12 protein-coding genes and 1 tRNA gene are annotated in these 15,276 nt (G+C 40.6%); 10 read left to right on the top strand and 3 right to left on the bottom strand.

Annotated elements, in window-relative coordinates; genetic code table 11:
- Window positions 1-1,313: 1,313 nt before the first annotated feature.
- On the bottom strand, window positions 1,314-2,696 hold the full coding sequence (gene argH / locus BHC51_RS02075; RefSeq protein WP_100123985.1) for an argininosuccinate lyase: 1,383 nt from the start codon (window positions 2,694-2,696) through the stop codon (window positions 1,314-1,316).
- Between the two features lie 121 nt (window positions 2,697-2,817).
- Window positions 2,818-3,933, bottom strand: coding sequence for a tRNA guanosine(34) transglycosylase Tgt (gene tgt, locus BHC51_RS02070; protein WP_100123997.1), 1,116 nt, complete (start codon window positions 3,931-3,933; stop codon window positions 2,818-2,820).
- A 245-nt stretch (window positions 3,934-4,178) separates the two neighbouring features.
- Here tgt and thrS point away from each other — a divergent pair, with 245 nt between their 5' ends.
- From thrS to BHC51_RS13240, 10 genes are all read left to right on the top strand, one after another.
- A complete protein-coding gene (gene thrS / locus BHC51_RS02065) occupies window positions 4,179-6,086 on the top strand; it encodes a threonine--tRNA ligase (RefSeq protein ID WP_100153193.1) in 1,908 nt (635 codons plus the stop codon).
- 6 nt (window positions 6,087-6,092) lie between these two features.
- Window positions 6,093-6,626: a translation initiation factor IF-3 gene (infC, locus tag BHC51_RS02060; protein ID WP_257384754.1), complete on the top strand. Its 534-nt coding sequence runs from the start codon at window positions 6,093-6,095 to the stop codon at window positions 6,624-6,626.
- 288 nt (window positions 6,627-6,914) lie between these two features.
- On the top strand, window positions 6,915-7,112 hold the full coding sequence (gene rpmI, locus BHC51_RS02055; protein ID WP_100098926.1) for a 50S ribosomal protein L35: 198 nt from the start codon (window positions 6,915-6,917) through the stop codon (window positions 7,110-7,112).
- Between the two features lie 12 nt (window positions 7,113-7,124).
- Complete coding sequence (gene rplT, locus BHC51_RS02050; RefSeq protein WP_025330521.1) at window positions 7,125-7,481, top strand: 50S ribosomal protein L20; 357 nt, start codon at window positions 7,125-7,127, stop codon at window positions 7,479-7,481.
- 277 nt (window positions 7,482-7,758) lie between these two features.
- Entirely contained in the window at window positions 7,759-8,748 is a 990-nt protein-coding gene (gene pheS / locus BHC51_RS02045) for a phenylalanine--tRNA ligase subunit alpha (protein WP_100153191.1), read from the top strand.
- Between the two features lie 252 nt (window positions 8,749-9,000).
- Window positions 9,001-11,376, top strand: coding sequence for a phenylalanine--tRNA ligase subunit beta (pheT, locus tag BHC51_RS02040; RefSeq protein WP_373885677.1), 2,376 nt, complete (start codon window positions 9,001-9,003; stop codon window positions 11,374-11,376).
- Between the two features lie 100 nt (window positions 11,377-11,476).
- Window positions 11,477-11,779 (top strand): integration host factor subunit alpha, encoded by a 303-nt coding sequence (locus BHC51_RS02035; protein WP_100098866.1) that lies wholly within the window; start codon window positions 11,477-11,479, stop codon window positions 11,777-11,779.
- Window positions 11,763-12,089, top strand: a complete 327-nt coding sequence (locus tag BHC51_RS02030; protein WP_100153189.1) for a hypothetical protein — start codon at window positions 11,763-11,765, stop codon at window positions 12,087-12,089. The genes BHC51_RS02035 and BHC51_RS02030 overlap by 17 nt, the downstream gene beginning before the upstream one ends.
- 35 nt (window positions 12,090-12,124) lie before the next feature.
- Window positions 12,125-12,201, top strand: a tRNA-Pro gene (locus BHC51_RS02025).
- Window positions 12,202-13,746: 1,545 nt separating this feature from the next.
- The gene (locus tag BHC51_RS13240; RefSeq protein ID WP_100153204.1) at window positions 13,747-13,974 is read left to right on the top strand and encodes an integrase core domain-containing protein; all 228 of its coding nucleotides are present in this window, start codon (window positions 13,747-13,749) and stop codon (window positions 13,972-13,974) included.
- Window positions 13,975-14,522: 548 nt separating this feature from the next.
- Here the strand turns inward: BHC51_RS13240 and BHC51_RS02010 are convergent.
- Window positions 14,523-14,900 (bottom strand): DUF805 domain-containing protein, encoded by a 378-nt coding sequence (locus tag BHC51_RS02010; protein ID WP_100153188.1) that lies wholly within the window; start codon window positions 14,898-14,900, stop codon window positions 14,523-14,525.
- Between the last annotated feature and the right edge of the window lie 376 nt (window positions 14,901-15,276).

Here is a 15,276-nt window from a genome sequence, read left to right as displayed (position 1 = left end):
TTTGTAATCTGCAATCGCATAACAGCCCTTTAAAATATAAAGAAAAACAAAGATAAATTCAAACAGGTTAATAATTGTAAATTAATTAAACACAAATAACCAGCATATTTTGAATAATTTTTCCTTTATATTAACTGAGTTGATTCCAATACCATTCAAATGATAGTTAAGACTGATGAAATATACTGGAAAAAATCTTCATAATAGAAAATTAAGCATACCTGCCTAAACTATTATCTATACAACAGATAGCCAGATAATCCAGACTCCCAAGGTAATTTTATGAAATAACCTATCGAAATATTGTTTCTTATAAAAAAATTTAATCTTATCTATCAAAATTGCAAAATCATGAGGCAGATAAACCAGATACCATATGAAAACCTGAGAATTCCGCCAGTATTACAAATGAGTAACACATAACGATCACAGTATCACCTTATGCCAACATTTTGGTAGCAGAAGAAAACCATTATGCAGCAACATTAAGCCATCTTCAATATAAATTCACGTAGATTCAATAAATTATAAATAAAATAATCAACTAATATATTAATCTCAGTTACTAATTCGCCGTTATCTAGATTTCAACTGAAAACGATTTTGTCTGAAGTCTATTTATAAGAAAATAGGTACTGTATCCAAACAATTTTTAACATTTAATTCAGATTATGCTGAAAATCCACCATTTTATGATCTAACATAAGCTAAATATCAACATCAATAACAGATTTGCGTAGAACAAAAATATATCAACAAGAATTCACATCTGCCATCCAAAATACATAAGTTTTTAAAATATAAATTAAGAGCCCGTGAATCTTTCTTATTAACTACACAACAAAACTAAATCATATGAATTCTCAGATGCCTGAATTATTCTTTCATTAAGATTTTATAACCTGATCACTAAATTTATTCTTGGTCAATCTCACGTATGTACAATTGAATATAAATTCTTAAATTAATTTCAGATATTCAAGAATGCAAACAGAAACTAAAGACCCATTCATGCAGTTAGGTATTTGCATTAATAACACATACATAATAACCATCCCACCGGTTTTAAAATGAGCATTCTTAATAGCACCATTCCCTACAATCCCCTTTATAGTATCTTTCAGTCACAACTTTTCAAAAAATAAAACCAATAAAAATTAAGCAGTTAATAAAAAATACATTTTACAATACTCTTTAAAAATAAATCACCGGCCAAAACAAAATTTTCCAAACAAACAAATACAAAAAATCAGGCAGAAATTAATCTGCCTGATTTTTAAATTAACTACATAAAACATCAAACGTAATAAAATTTAAACAGTTTGTAAAAACTCACGCCAGCGTGCAACCTGTGCACGCACCTGCGCTGGCGCCGTACCACCAACATGACTACGCGCATTAAGACTACCCTCAGGAGAAAGTACCTGATACACATCCTCATCTATCAAAGTGGAAAATGATCGCAGCACATCCAGCGGTAACTCACTTAACTCATGCTGCTGCTCTTCCGCCAATCTTACCGCACGTGCAACCACCTCATGACTATCGCGAAACGGTAAACCTTTTTTAACCAGATAATCAGCCAAATCAGTCGCTGTCGCAAAGCCCTGTAACACAGCAGCACGCATATTCTCAGGTTTCACACTGACACCACGCATCATATCCGCATAAATACGCAGAGTATTTACCAGAGTATCTACCGTATCAAAAAGTGGCTCCTTGTCTTCCTGATTATCTTTGTTATAAGCCAGTGGCTGTGACTTCATCAAAGTAATCAAGCCCATCAAATGCCCCACTACACGCCCACTCTTACCGCGCACCAGTTCAGGTACATCCGGATTTTTCTTCTGCGGCATAATGCTGGAGCCAGTACAAAAACGGTCAGCAATATCAATAAAACCAAAGCGCGGACTCATCCAGTAAATCAACTCTTCACTCAGACGCGACAGGTGCATCATCAAAATTGACGCAGCAGCAGCAAATTCAATGGCAAAATCACGATCAGACACAGCATCCAGAGAATTCTGGCAAATTGCTTCAAAACCGAGTAATTGCGCAGTTACCTCACGCCTGATCGGAAACGTAGTTCCTGCCAGTGCAGCAGCACCCAATGGCATCCGGTTAACACGATGACGACAATCAAACATACGTTCACAATCTCGCCCCAGCATCTCAACATAAGCCAGCATATGGTGGCCAAAACTAACAGGCTGAGCTACCTGCATATGAGTAAAGCCAGGCATCACCACTTCAGCATTATTATCAGCCAAATCAACCAGCGCGGACTGCAAATCCCTAATTAGTTCCACAATATGATCAATTTCTTCACGCAGCCACAGCCTGATATCCGTAGCCACTTGATCATTACGGCTACGGCCTGTATGCAAGCGCTTGCCAGCATCACCCACCTTCTGTGTCAGCAGCTGTTCCACATTCATATGAACATCTTCCAGATCAACCGACCAGTCAATTTTTCCGGCAGCTATTTCCTGTAAAATTTCCTGCATACCAGCATTAATTGCAGACAAATCTTCCGCACTCAGCACACCAGCCTGATGTAGCATCTGCGCATGTGCCAATGAACCCTGAATGTCACATTGTGCCAGACGCTGATCAAATGATATTGATGCAGTGTACTGCTTAACCAGCTCACTAACCGGTTCATGAAAACGACCGGACCATGCTTTCTTACCCATACTACTTCTCCACTATACCCAATAATATCCAAAGAAAATTGCCGATAGCATACCAATCCATCAGCAACCCATTATATTCACTAGTAATACAAAGAAAAGCAACGCAATATCAAAAATCTAATTACAATACGCCACGGGCACGATCAGCATGAAAGCACGTTTGAAACTCACTGAATTTACCCGCCTCAATGGCCAGCCGCATTTCCGCAGTCAGTATCTGATAATAGCGCAAATTATGAATAGTATTTAACTGAGCACCCAAAATTTCGCCGACACGTTGTAAATGATGCAGATAAGCACGACTGAAATTACAACAGGTATAGCAGTCGCAACTTTCATCCAGTGGTCGCTGATCATGGCGATAAATCGCATTACGGATTTTCACATCACCAAAGCGGGTAAATAGCCAGCCATTGCGTGCATTGCGGGTTGGCATCACACAGTCAAACATATCAATACCATATGCCACCCCATATACCAAATCTTCAGGAGTTCCCACGCCCATCAGATAATGCGGCTTATGCGCCGGCAGCTTAGGTCCAATAGCCCGTAAAATACGGTACATTTCCGGCTTCGGTTCACCCACAGATAGTCCGCCTACAGACAAGCCCGGAAAACCGATTTCCTCCAATCCAGCCAGAGACTGCTCACGCAAATCCTCATACATACCACCCTGAACAATACCAAACAAAGCATTTGGATTATTCAGACGTTCAAACTCGTTTTTACTGCGTTCTGCCCAGCGCAAACTCATCTGTAAAGACTTCTCAGCTTCTTTTGCATCCACATTTCCATCCGGACACTCATCGAGCTGCATCACAATATCGGAGTTCAGCACAGTTTGAATCTGCATAGAAATTTCAGGCGACAAAAACAGCTTATCTCCGTTAATCGGACTGCGGAAAGTACACCCCTCTTCCGTTAACTTACGCATTTGCGCCAGAGAAAATACCTGAAAACCACCAGAATCAGTCAGCATTGGCCGATTCCAGCCAATAAAATCGTGCAACCCGCCAAAATCACGAATAACATCCAGCCCCGGCCGTAACCACAGATGGAAAGTATTACCCAGAATAATCTGCGCCTTGATTTCCTCCAGATTACGTGGCGACATAGCCTTAACTGAACCATATGTCCCAACCGGCATAAACACTGGTGTTTCCACAGTACCGTGATTCAATTCCAGAGTACCACGACGCGCAAAACCATCAGTACACTGTAAAGTAAACTTCAGCATATAATTAAATATAATAACAATAATTATGACAGAATACCCGATTATAGCCGAAACCACCACATTTCGCCGGGCAAGCATTGCCAAGCAAAATCCAAATCGTTAAAATAAATTCCTTACCCGAAGCGAAAGTTAACCAACAGCTGTCGCTTTTATCCAACCCTTTAATTGATAAATATAATCAAAAGCAGCCACCTGATTTTCTCACTTGTATCAAGCGAGCCTGGTCTGTTGTTTGTGGAGTATGCATGTTAAACATTACCCTGCCAGACGGTTCTGTCCGTCAGTTTGAAGCGCCATTAAGCATAGCCGACATTGCCGCTTCCATAGGCGCAGGCTTAGCCAAAGCCGCAATTGCCGGTAAGATTAATGGCAAACTGGTAGATACATGTGATCAGGTAACAGAAGATGCACAGATCAGCATCATTACCGCAAAAGATAAAGAAGGTGTCGAAATCATTCGCCACTCCTGCGCCCATCTGGTCGGCCATGCCGTTAAACAACTATATCCTGAAGCTAAAATGGTTATAGGACCAGTAATTGAGGATGGCTTTTATTACGACATCTGGTACGAACGCCCCTTTACGCCCGAAGACATAGCAGCTATTGAAGCACGCATGAAAGAACTGATTGCACAAAATTATGATGTAATCAAAAAAGTTACCCCGCGTGACGAAGTAATCAGCGTATTTAAGCAGCGCCATGAAGATTACAAACTACGCCTGATAGAAGACATGCCTGAAGAAAAAGCAATGGGTCTGTATTACCATCAGGAATACGTTGATATGTGCCGGGGGCCACATGTTCCCAACACCCGCTTCCTGAAAAACTTCAAACTGACCAAGCTTTCCGGTGCCTACTGGCGCGGAGATGCCAAAAACGAACAGTTACAACGCATCTATGGCACAGCCTGGGCCAGCAAAGAAGACCTAAAAGCTTATATCCAGCGTATAGAAGAAGCAGAAAAACGCGATCACCGCAAACTGGCCAAACAAATGGATTTATTCCATTTGCAGGACGAAGCACCGGGCATGGTATTCTGGCATCCAAAAGGCTGGTCACTGTGGCAGATTATTGAGCAGCATCTGCGCCGCGAACTCTCTGCCGCCGGCTATCAGGAAATCAAAACGCCCATGATTATGGATCGCAGTCTGTGGGAAAAATCCGGTCACTGGGATAACTACAAAGAAAACATGTTTATTACCGAATCGGAAAAACGTGTTTATGCTGTTAAACCCATGAATTGCCCTGGCCATATCCAGATTTTTAATCAAGGTTTACGCTCATACCGTGATCTGCCGTTACGCTTAGCTGAATTTGGCTCTTGCCATCGTAACGAACCATCCGGTGCCCTACATGGCCTAATGCGCGTACGTGGATTTACTCAAGACGATGCACACATTTTCTGTACAGAAGATCAGATCGTCAGCGAAGCCAAAGCATTCAACGAACTGGTAATGCGCATTTACCGCCAGTTTGAATTTAACGACGTAGCTGTCAAACTATCCCTCCGCCCCGAAAAACGTGCTGGTTCCGATACCATCTGGGATAAAGCTGAACAAGGATTACGTGATGCCCTGACAGCCTGTGGCGTTACTTGGGAAGAATTACTCGGTGAAGGCGCTTTTTATGGCCCCAAAGTGGAATATCACATAAAAGACGCATTAGGTCGTTCGTGGCAATGTGGCACCATCCAGCTAGATTTTGTTCTGCCAGAACGTCTGGGTGCCGAATATGTGACTGAAGAAAACGGCCGTGCTCGCCCAGTAATGCTTCACCGTGCCATACTAGGTTCACTAGAACGCTTTATCGGCATCCTGATTGAACATCATGCCGGTGCATTCCCACTATGGCTGGCGCCGGTACAAATGGTAATAATGAATATTACCGAAGCACAGACCGAATACTGTCGGCAACTTGCCACGCGTTTAACCGCAGAAGGCTTCCGCGTGCATTTAGACTTGCGTAATGAGAAAATTGGATACAAAATCCGAGATAACAGTACGCAACGCCTACCCTATCAATTAGTCATAGGCGAGAAAGAAAAACAGGACAACAAGGTTGCCGTACGCAAACGCGGCGGCGAAGATCTGGGTCAGATGGATATAGAAACATTCATTACCCAACTGAAACAGGAAACCTTGTCTCTTCATTAAACGTGAATAAGGAGTACGACCATCGCTCAAGAACGCGAAGCACGCATCAACGGTGAAATCACCATCAAAGAAGTGCGTTTGATTGGTCCAACTGGTGAACAGTTGGGTGTAGTATCTACTCAACAAGCCATGAAACTGGCTGAAGAGCACGATGTGGATCTGGTGGAAATCGCCCCTACCGCCAAGCCGCCCGTCTGCAAATTAATGGATTTTGGTAAATTCAAATACGAACAAGCCAAAAAACGCGACGAGCAGCGCAAAAAGCAGAAACAGGTGCAAGTTAAGGAAATCAAATTCCGTCCTGGTACTGATGAAGGTGATTATCAGATCAAAATGCGCAACATCACCCGCTTTTTGACTGACGGCGACAAAGTAAAAGTCACCTTACGGTTTCGCGGACGCGAAATGGCGCACCAACATTTGGGTGCAGAACTACTCAAGCGTATTCAAGCTGATTTGATAGAAATCGGCACCGTTGAGCAGTTTCCTAAAATGGAAGGTCGCCAGATGGTAATGATTATTGCACCGAAAAAGAAATAACCATTATCTAAGTTTCAGCCTGTCATAAAAAAGCCTCATTTTTTCTCAGATAAAATGAGGCTTTTCATATATTGGCACATACAGCAAATATATTTACCTGTTGCACATGCATAAATAGCAGATAATGACTGCCATATTGTCTTACCGGCACAGGTATATTATAATTTCCCTCTTTGTGCATCGCCGCTGTGCATGAATCAATATTTAAGCGGCAAAAACCGTGGTGTGTGGGTTAAAGTGCTATTTATAGCCACCCCTCGCCTGATCAAACAACAATGGAGTTTTCCCATGCCGAAAATGAAATCCAAATCAAGCGCGAAAAAACGCTTTAAAGTATTGGGTAACGGTGGTGTAAAACGCGCACATGCGTTCAAACGTCACATTCTGACGAAAAAAACCACCAAAAACAAACGTCAATTGCGTGGCACCTCTCTGGTGAATGAACGCGATATGGCTTCTGTCCACAAAATGTTACCCTACGCTTAAGGAGTTTGAACTATGCCTCGCGTAAAACGTGGTGTTACCGCTCGTGCCCGTCACAAAAAAGTTTTAGCATTAGCCAAAGGCTACCGCGGCCGTCGTAAAAACGTCTATCGTATTGCCAAACAGGCAGTAATGAAAGCCGGTCAATACGCTTACCGTGACCGCCGTCAGCGCAAACGTCAATTCCGTCAATTGTGGATTGTGCGTATTAACGCAGCCGCTCGCCAAAATGGTTTGTCTTACAGCAAATTCATGAATGGCTTGAAAAAAGCTGCCATCGTTATCGACCGCAAAGTATTGGCTGATCTGGCTGTTTTCGATCAGGCTGCATTTGCCCAACTGGCAGCACAAGCAAAAGCTGCTTTAGCCTGATAAACAGGTTTTGGGAAAAAAGGAAACTTCGGTTTCCTTTTTTTGTATTCCAGCCTTATCAAACAATCCCAATCATAACCAAACCATCGTTCAGCATTGTTGACCACACGAATTTCGCGTTAAAATAACCTTTTAGCACATATTTTATTATAGCGTGTTATATTGCCTGTTTTGCCCATTTCAGGCTTGGTATTGATAAAAATTCCAGCGTATTCAACAGCAAGGCAAAGAGCATAAAAACACTACTTCGTTTAATTTTTAAGTAAAGAATCTCGTTATGGAAAACGCCAACCGCATCGTTGCCGAAGGCATCGCTGCTGTTAACTCAGCCATTGATTTACCTGCATTAGAATTAGTCAAAGCTCGCTATCTGGGTAAAACTGGTGAACTCAATGCCTTATTAAAAACTCTGGGAAAAATGTCACCAGAAGAACGCAAAACCACTGGTGCGCACATTAATGAGTGCAAAAACCAGTTTCAGGCTGCATATAACCAGCAACGCGATGTCCTAAACGAAGCAAAACTTCAACAACAACTTGCCGCAGAAGCACTGGATGTTACCCTACCCGGACGCGGCCAGAATCTGGGAGGCCTGCACCCAGTTACACTAACCTTGCAGCGCATTGTAGAACTGTTTCATAGCATGGGTTTTACCGTAGCAGACGGGCCGGAAATCGAAGACGATTTTCACAACTTTCAGGCTTTAAACATTCCGCCCAATCACCCGGCGCGTGCCATGCAAGATACCTTCTATGTAGAAAATGGAAACGTATTACGCACCCATACCTCACCTATCCAGATTCGTTACATGCTGGACAAAAAAGAACCACCAATCCGCATTATTGCACCAGGACGTGTATACCGGGTAGACTCAGACGCAACACATTCCCCCATGTTCCATCAGGCAGAAGGCTTGTGGATTGAAGAAGGCGTAACCATGGCTGACTTAAAAGCCGTATTTACAGATTTTATCCGTCGTTTCTTTGAGCGCGATGATTTACAAGTGCGCTTCCGCCCCTCCTTCTTTCCGTTTACCGAACCTTCTGCAGAAATTGACATAATGGGTGAACGCGGCTGGCTCGAAGTGGGTGGCTGTGGCATGGTACATCCAAACGTATTGAAAAATGTCAATATAGATGCCGAAAAATACACAGGCTTTGCTTTTGGTATCGGCCTTGACCGTTTTGCCATGCTTCGCTACGGTATCAACGATTTACGCCTGTTTTTCGATAATGATCTAAACTTCCTGAAACAGTTTCAGGATTAAAATTAATTGTCACATAATCGAAAAACAATAAAAGGTAGGAGCAATAACCATGGCATTAAACCAACCATTTATTTGTTCCTGATTTTAGCTTCAGCACAAAAGCTGAAAATAACCTGATACCTGTTACAGCAGATTCATCTGCAAATAACATCAAACCCAAAAGTGAAGATGCAGCATCCAAACTGATTAAATAATCAAGTAAACCATCATTACAGGCATAACCACCACACTTTTGGATTAAACCGCAACAGAATACATACTGGAAGCATCATGCAATTTTCTCAAAATTGGCTATATTCATGGGTTAATCCTCAATTGCCAGCCGAACAGCTGGCACACTTACTGACTATGGCAGGACTGGAAGTAGAAGAAACCAGTCTGGCAGCCCCTGCCTTTAGTGGCGTAGTCATTGCTGAAGTTAAAACAGTAACCAAGCATCCTGATGCAGATCGGCTCAACATTACCCAAATTGATGCAGGTACAGGTGAACTGATACAAATCGTTTGTGGCGCTCCCAATGTACAGCCAGGTATCAAAGTACCCTGCGCCTTACCTGGCGCCATTTTGCCGGGCAATTTCAAAATCAAACCCACCAAAATGCGCGGTCAGGTATCCAATGGAATGCTTTGTTCTGCAAAAGAATTAGGCTTGCCAGATGAAGTAAACGGCCTACTAATTCTGCCTGCCGACGCACCCGTTGGTAATAATATTCGTGATTATCTAGAGTTAGATGATTACTTACTAACCCTGAAAATTACTCCAAATCGAGCAGATTGCCTGAGCATAAAAGGCATAGCACGTGAAGTTGGCGCACTAACCCAGACAGTATTAAATCCAATAGAAATCACTCCTAATCAGCCAACAACGGAGGCCTGCCAGCCAGTTAGCATCAATGCCCCGGAAGACTGTGGCCGCTTTCTCAGCCGAGTAGTACGCGGAGTCAATTCACATGCTGCCACACCAGCATGGCTAAAACAGCGACTGGAACGCAGTGGCCTGCGTAGCATCAACGCACTGGTTGATATCGGCAACTACGTCATGCTTGAGCTGGGACAGCCATTACACATGTTTGATGCAGACAAAATTACCGGTAAACTGATTGTCCGCCGAGCCCAAGAGGGTGAAACATTGGCCTGTCTGAATGAAAAAACAGTTACCTTAAACAGTAATACACTGGTGGTTGCAGATGAGAAACAAGTATTGAGCATTGCCGGATTAATGGGTGGTGCTGCCAGCTCAGTTACAACTGATACCCAAAATGTTGTTATCGAGAGTGCTTGGTTTACACCAGATATTATTGCCGGCAAAGCTCGTCAATATGGATTTGGTTCCGACTCATCATTTCGCTTTGAACGGGGTGTAGACTTCAACCTACAACAAGAAGCCATTGAACGCGCAACTACCCTAATCAAACAAATCTGTGGCGGCGATATTGGCACAATCACTGAAGCAACAGGCATATTACCAACCACCAAACAGGTAAAAGTACGTACAGCAAGAGTAGCAAAAGTATTGGGCGTTACCATTGCAGCAGCAGATATAAACATCATCTTGCAACACTTAGGGCTCAATCCACAGACTTGTGAGGATGGTTTTATTGTAACCGCACCAAGCTTCCGTTTTGATATTGAAATCGAGGCAGACCTGATTGAAGAAATTGGCCGCGTCTATGGTTATGAAAACATTCCAGACGACCACACCAATGGCAAATTAAACATGGTGGCCTTACCAGAAACACAAAAACCCTTATTCAGCATTTATCATCAGCTGGCAAACTGCGGCTATCAGGAAGTAGTAAGCTATGCATTCGTAGAAGAAGCATGGGAACGTGATCTGGCAGACAATACCAGCCCAATTCGTTTGCAGAACCCAATAGCCAGCCAGCTCAGTGTCATGCGCTCCACCCTGTTTGGCGGACTGATTGAAATACTGCACAATAATCTTAATCGTAAACAAAACCGAGTAAGATTATTCGAAGTAGCTCGCGTATTTGATAAACAAGACGAAAAATACACTCAAACCAAAAAAATTGCCGGGTTGGCATATGGTTCAGTTCTGCCTGAGCAGTGGGCTGTAACAACACGCAATGTTGATTTTTACGATGTTAAAAATGATGTTGCTGGCTTATTGAGTGCACACACAGTTGATTATCGTACCGCACAGCATCCAGCCTTACATCCCGGCAGAACTGCTGAAATCATTATTGATAATAAAGTAATTGGTGTTATCGGTGAGCTGCATCCACGCTGGACACAAAAATATGATTTACCCCAATCACCCATTTTATTCGAGCTGGATTTAAGCGCCGTATTAACACAGGCCAGAATTACTTATCAGCCAGTATCTAAATTTCAGCCAGTACGGCGTGATCTGGCATTTATCGTATCGGAGCAAACTACTGCCGAACAGTTAATTAACACACTGGCCACAGTAAAGCATCCAGCAATTCAAGAAATATCAATATTCGATGTTTATCGCGGTAAAGGAATAGCTGAAAATACCAAGAGTCTGGCTATAAAAATTATTCTGCAAAGCACCGAACAAACACTAACCGATGAAGAAGTTGAAGAAATAATGAAAAAATTCATTGATATAGGCAGCACAATTGGTGCACAATTACGCACTTAAAAGCATAATCGAACAAGCTGCTTGGCTAAAAATTTACACACTTGAAAACACACACTAATTTGGGGATAATAGCCCCCTCTTTAAAGAAAGAAGTTTTAATATGACGCTGACAAAAGCTGAACTTGCAGATATTCTGGTAGAAAAAGTTGCAGGCATGAGTAAACATGATGCCAAAGAAATTGTAGAATTATTTTTTGAAGAAATTCGCAGTACACTAGAACAAGGGGAACATATCAAAATCTCCGGCTTTGGTAATTTCCAATTGCGTGACAAACCACAACGCCCAGGACGTAATCCTAAAACCGGCGAAGAAGTACCTATTTCAGCCAGACGCGTTGTAACATTCCACGCATCACAAAAATTGAAAGGTATGGTTGATCACTACAATGGAAAACAAGCCTAAGCAACTGTTACCCATTCCAGCACAACGGTATTTCACTCTAGATGAGTTATGCCGTCTTGCTGACATCAGTACAGAACAGTTTGTTGCTTGGCAGCAGACCCACGGCGTAGTTATTGGCTATGGTGGCCGGCATTATACCCGTGCTGATGTAATTAAAATTCGACAATTGCGCGATAGCTTTAAACCATATCTTGATCCGTTTACACGTAATCAGGTGGATGCTGATGGCAATCCGGCTATAAACGCCATAGAGACCCGTCAGCAAATCGAAAAAATAATTGATAACTTGAATAGCGTACTTGCCAAGTAAAACGATTACTTTTATAATCCCCACCTTTACGAAGTCGGAGTGTGGCGCAGTCTGGTAGCGCACTTGCATGGGGTGCAAGGGGTCGAAGGTTCGAATCCTTTCACTCCGACCAAAATAAAAAATACAGCCTCTTAAGGCTGTATTTTTTTATCGGGCATTTTATAAAACCTAACTTATTTCAACTTATAATCTAATAAATATCTAAAGTTACTCAGAAAACTAATCAATTTCCAACTCTAACTTCTGCATAACTCCCAGTATAATATATTCTTGCAACAGCAAAAGCTAAATTACTCATCTGAAGCGTGTTCTGCAAAAATCAACAGCTTCCAGATGCGTAAAATCTCCAAATCAACTTTTAATATTAAAGTAAGCACTACCTAACACCAGCCCATACAACCAACATATATTCTTCACCGCCATTTCAACATTTTCAACTAACCTAATTTCATTGCCATCATTCAAAATGTAATCATAACCATTACAATAGATGTCAGAAACACAGAATAAAATCAAATCAATAAGGATATTTATCTAAAAAACTAGCTACAAAACAAAATATAACAATTAATATCCGTAACTACCCCATAGTTAGAACACGATTCACATAGAAAATTATACTGCCTGTTTTAGATTTTTATATTTAATGGGTGCCGTCTTAATTAATGTTGGAATGGTAACACTTATTTAAACAACAAAATTGAGGTGTGATTGTTTGTAAAATTCTACCGGTGACAAATAACCTAGCGATAAATGTAACTGTTTATGATTATATCAATAAACATAAACAGCAAAGGATTAGTGCAATTCTTCGATTCGCACGAATTCTTTTCCTTTAACAAACTCTGTTTCTATAGCTTTATGGTTTTAAAAGTCGCTTTGCCACCGCATTATTCTACGGACAGCCTTTTTGCTTAGAGTGTGTTGAATATTAAATTTATTGAAATATTTATCTAACAACTGATTATCAAATTGTAACTATCCCCTAAAATAGTACAACATAAAAGTAGGAAATTCTCTTTATTCACCCATTGAGGATTTAAGCATGAAAGAATGACTGAAACATCAAATCGTAGCTATTTTAAAAGAAGCTTAAGCCAGTATCCCTATCAAAGAACTATGCCATAAATATGGTATGGGGAATTCAACTTCCTATCAATGGCGTGATAAATAGGGTGGTATGGAAACCTCAGATATCAATGCTTAAAGCAACTGGAATTGAAAATCATAAACTTAAGCAGATGTTTGCTGAGCTCAGTTTAAAATCTCAGCATCAGGAGGAAATTATGAAAAAGCTATATAGTACCAACTGGGACACGTAAGGCTTAGGCTGTTGTGCAACTGCAAGAAAAATCATTCTGTCACTATTGCCATGAGCTGCGCTATTGTTGGCATAAACCGCTGTGCTTAGTTATCAACCTAAGTTATCGGATAATTCTGTGATTATGTCAGTACTTAGTGCTCACGGATAGGCATTTACGCTGGGGCTTTCCTAAATGTTTTAATCGCATCGATATTGCGTCAGTTTACCGGCTGGTAGGTTACCCGTTATCTGGATAAACTGGCCACATATCATGGCTATCCACTCACAGTACGAGTGGATAATGGATTGGAATTTACCGGAAAAACATTCATCGACTAGGCAAAATCACATGGTATAACCATAGATTATATTCAACCAGGTAGCCCATATCAAAACGGATATATTGAACGATTTAATCGCACCTATCGCACAGAGGTACTAGATTTATATCTATTTAATAATCTGGAACAAGCAATACAGGTAACCGAAGAATGGCTAACCATTTATAACACGGAAAGACTTCATGAAACATTAAATAATATGACTCTGAGTGAATATAAAACCCTAAAACAAGCTGCGTAATTTTCTATCTGAATCCTATACTAACTTGGGGGTATTTACAAAATTCCTTTACTCGATCAAAATAAAATAAATCTTATGGTTACGGCGATTACTTAATCTGACTTAATGCAGACATGATTAAATCCGTTGTTTTATGTTAACCAACACTGTACCTGACAATTTACCGATTTGATATATGATGAAAATCATACCATCTCATAAGATATTAAGTAATACGGCACCAATTAAATATAAAAACACTAAAATACACGGTGATATTGTCTACGTGAAGTGTATATAGACATTAGCCACACTTACTAGCACCGATTTTTATCAATCCCACCTTTTTAAGAGTACAAAAAGATATTAAATGATGATCAACTTAACTTATCAGTATATTAATTTTTTAGCTGTAAATGAATCTTTTTCAGTTTCTCTTTGCCCAGCAGCACTTTTCCACTAAGTGGAAGATGGCTGCTGAAGCAGACTGGTTATAAACAGAAAATACAATACAGTAACTGGAGATTTTATCACTTGTATTGTATCTGAGTACCAATCAAAAAAGCAGATTAAAAGAATCCTTGTCTGAAGCGATTAGGCTTACTCGGTAGTAACATCAGGATAATGAGCCATATTTGCCCAATTAAAGGTAGCAGAGAAATCAGAATCCACCACGCGGAACGGTTTGTGTCATGCAGGCGCCTGAACGTTAATGACAATGTAGCAATCCATACCACAAGGCCAATCATAAGTACGACAAAATTAATTGTCCAATCACCCCATGTATAGATATCGTTAATTGAATGCCCAAGCATTTTTTCAACAGCATACATTAAAATCATACCAAGAACATAATTTATTCCTATAGGCCACCAATAATCAGCTCGATTGGATGTGCCAGAAAAATTCAAAATGTTATGCCAGAAACGTTTGTAAGATTCAATCATAAGCTCATCTCCTGATAATTGACATATTCATATTTAAAAAGTTAAATTTCACATATAGCAATTCATATTAAAACCAATTCAGAACCACCACAAACGATTTAATATTTAAAACAATTGCTTACATTATTTATATTTTTTAGATAATTTAATAATCAATTTTATTTTTTTTATCTATGAGTTTAAATTTCATACACTTATTAATATATTATCTGCAATAGTTTGCAATTATCTCTATTTATCCTTTGGATAAATAGCCTAAACTAATAGTAAATCGGGTAAAACAGCAATAATCCACTTAATAAAATTCGCCTGGATATTGATTTTTTTCAAATGGACAGATTATTAAAACAACACAATCACAGCAGATTCGTTCATT

Origin of the sequence: Snodgrassella alvi (genome assembly GCF_002777745.1) — a bacterium.
Lineage (GTDB): Bacteria > Pseudomonadota > Gammaproteobacteria > Burkholderiales > Neisseriaceae > Snodgrassella > Snodgrassella alvi_D.
The sequence above is the reverse complement of the archived record's forward strand: the minus strand, read 5'-3'. Positions and strand labels throughout refer to the sequence as shown.

Coding starts and splice junctions, on each gene's coding strand:
- argH (WP_100123985.1), bottom strand. CDS start 2,696: ATGGGTAAGAAAGCATGGTCCGGTCGTTTTCATGAACCGGTTAGTGAG.
- tgt (WP_100123997.1), bottom strand. CDS start 3,933: ATGCTGAAGTTTACTTTACAGTGTACTGATGGTTTTGCGCGTCGTGGT.
- thrS (WP_100153193.1), top strand. CDS start 4,179: ATGTTAAACATTACCCTGCCAGACGGTTCTGTCCGTCAGTTTGAAGCG.
- rpmI (WP_100098926.1), top strand. CDS start 6,915: ATGCCGAAAATGAAATCCAAATCAAGCGCGAAAAAACGCTTTAAAGTA.
- rplT (WP_025330521.1), top strand. CDS start 7,125: ATGCCTCGCGTAAAACGTGGTGTTACCGCTCGTGCCCGTCACAAAAAA.
- pheS (WP_100153191.1), top strand. CDS start 7,759: ATGGAAAACGCCAACCGCATCGTTGCCGAAGGCATCGCTGCTGTTAAC.
- BHC51_RS02035 (WP_100098866.1), top strand. CDS start 11,477: ATGACGCTGACAAAAGCTGAACTTGCAGATATTCTGGTAGAAAAAGTT.
- BHC51_RS02030 (WP_100153189.1), top strand. CDS start 11,763: ATGGAAAACAAGCCTAAGCAACTGTTACCCATTCCAGCACAACGGTAT.
- BHC51_RS02010 (WP_100153188.1), bottom strand. CDS start 14,900: ATGATTGAATCTTACAAACGTTTCTGGCATAACATTTTGAATTTTTCT.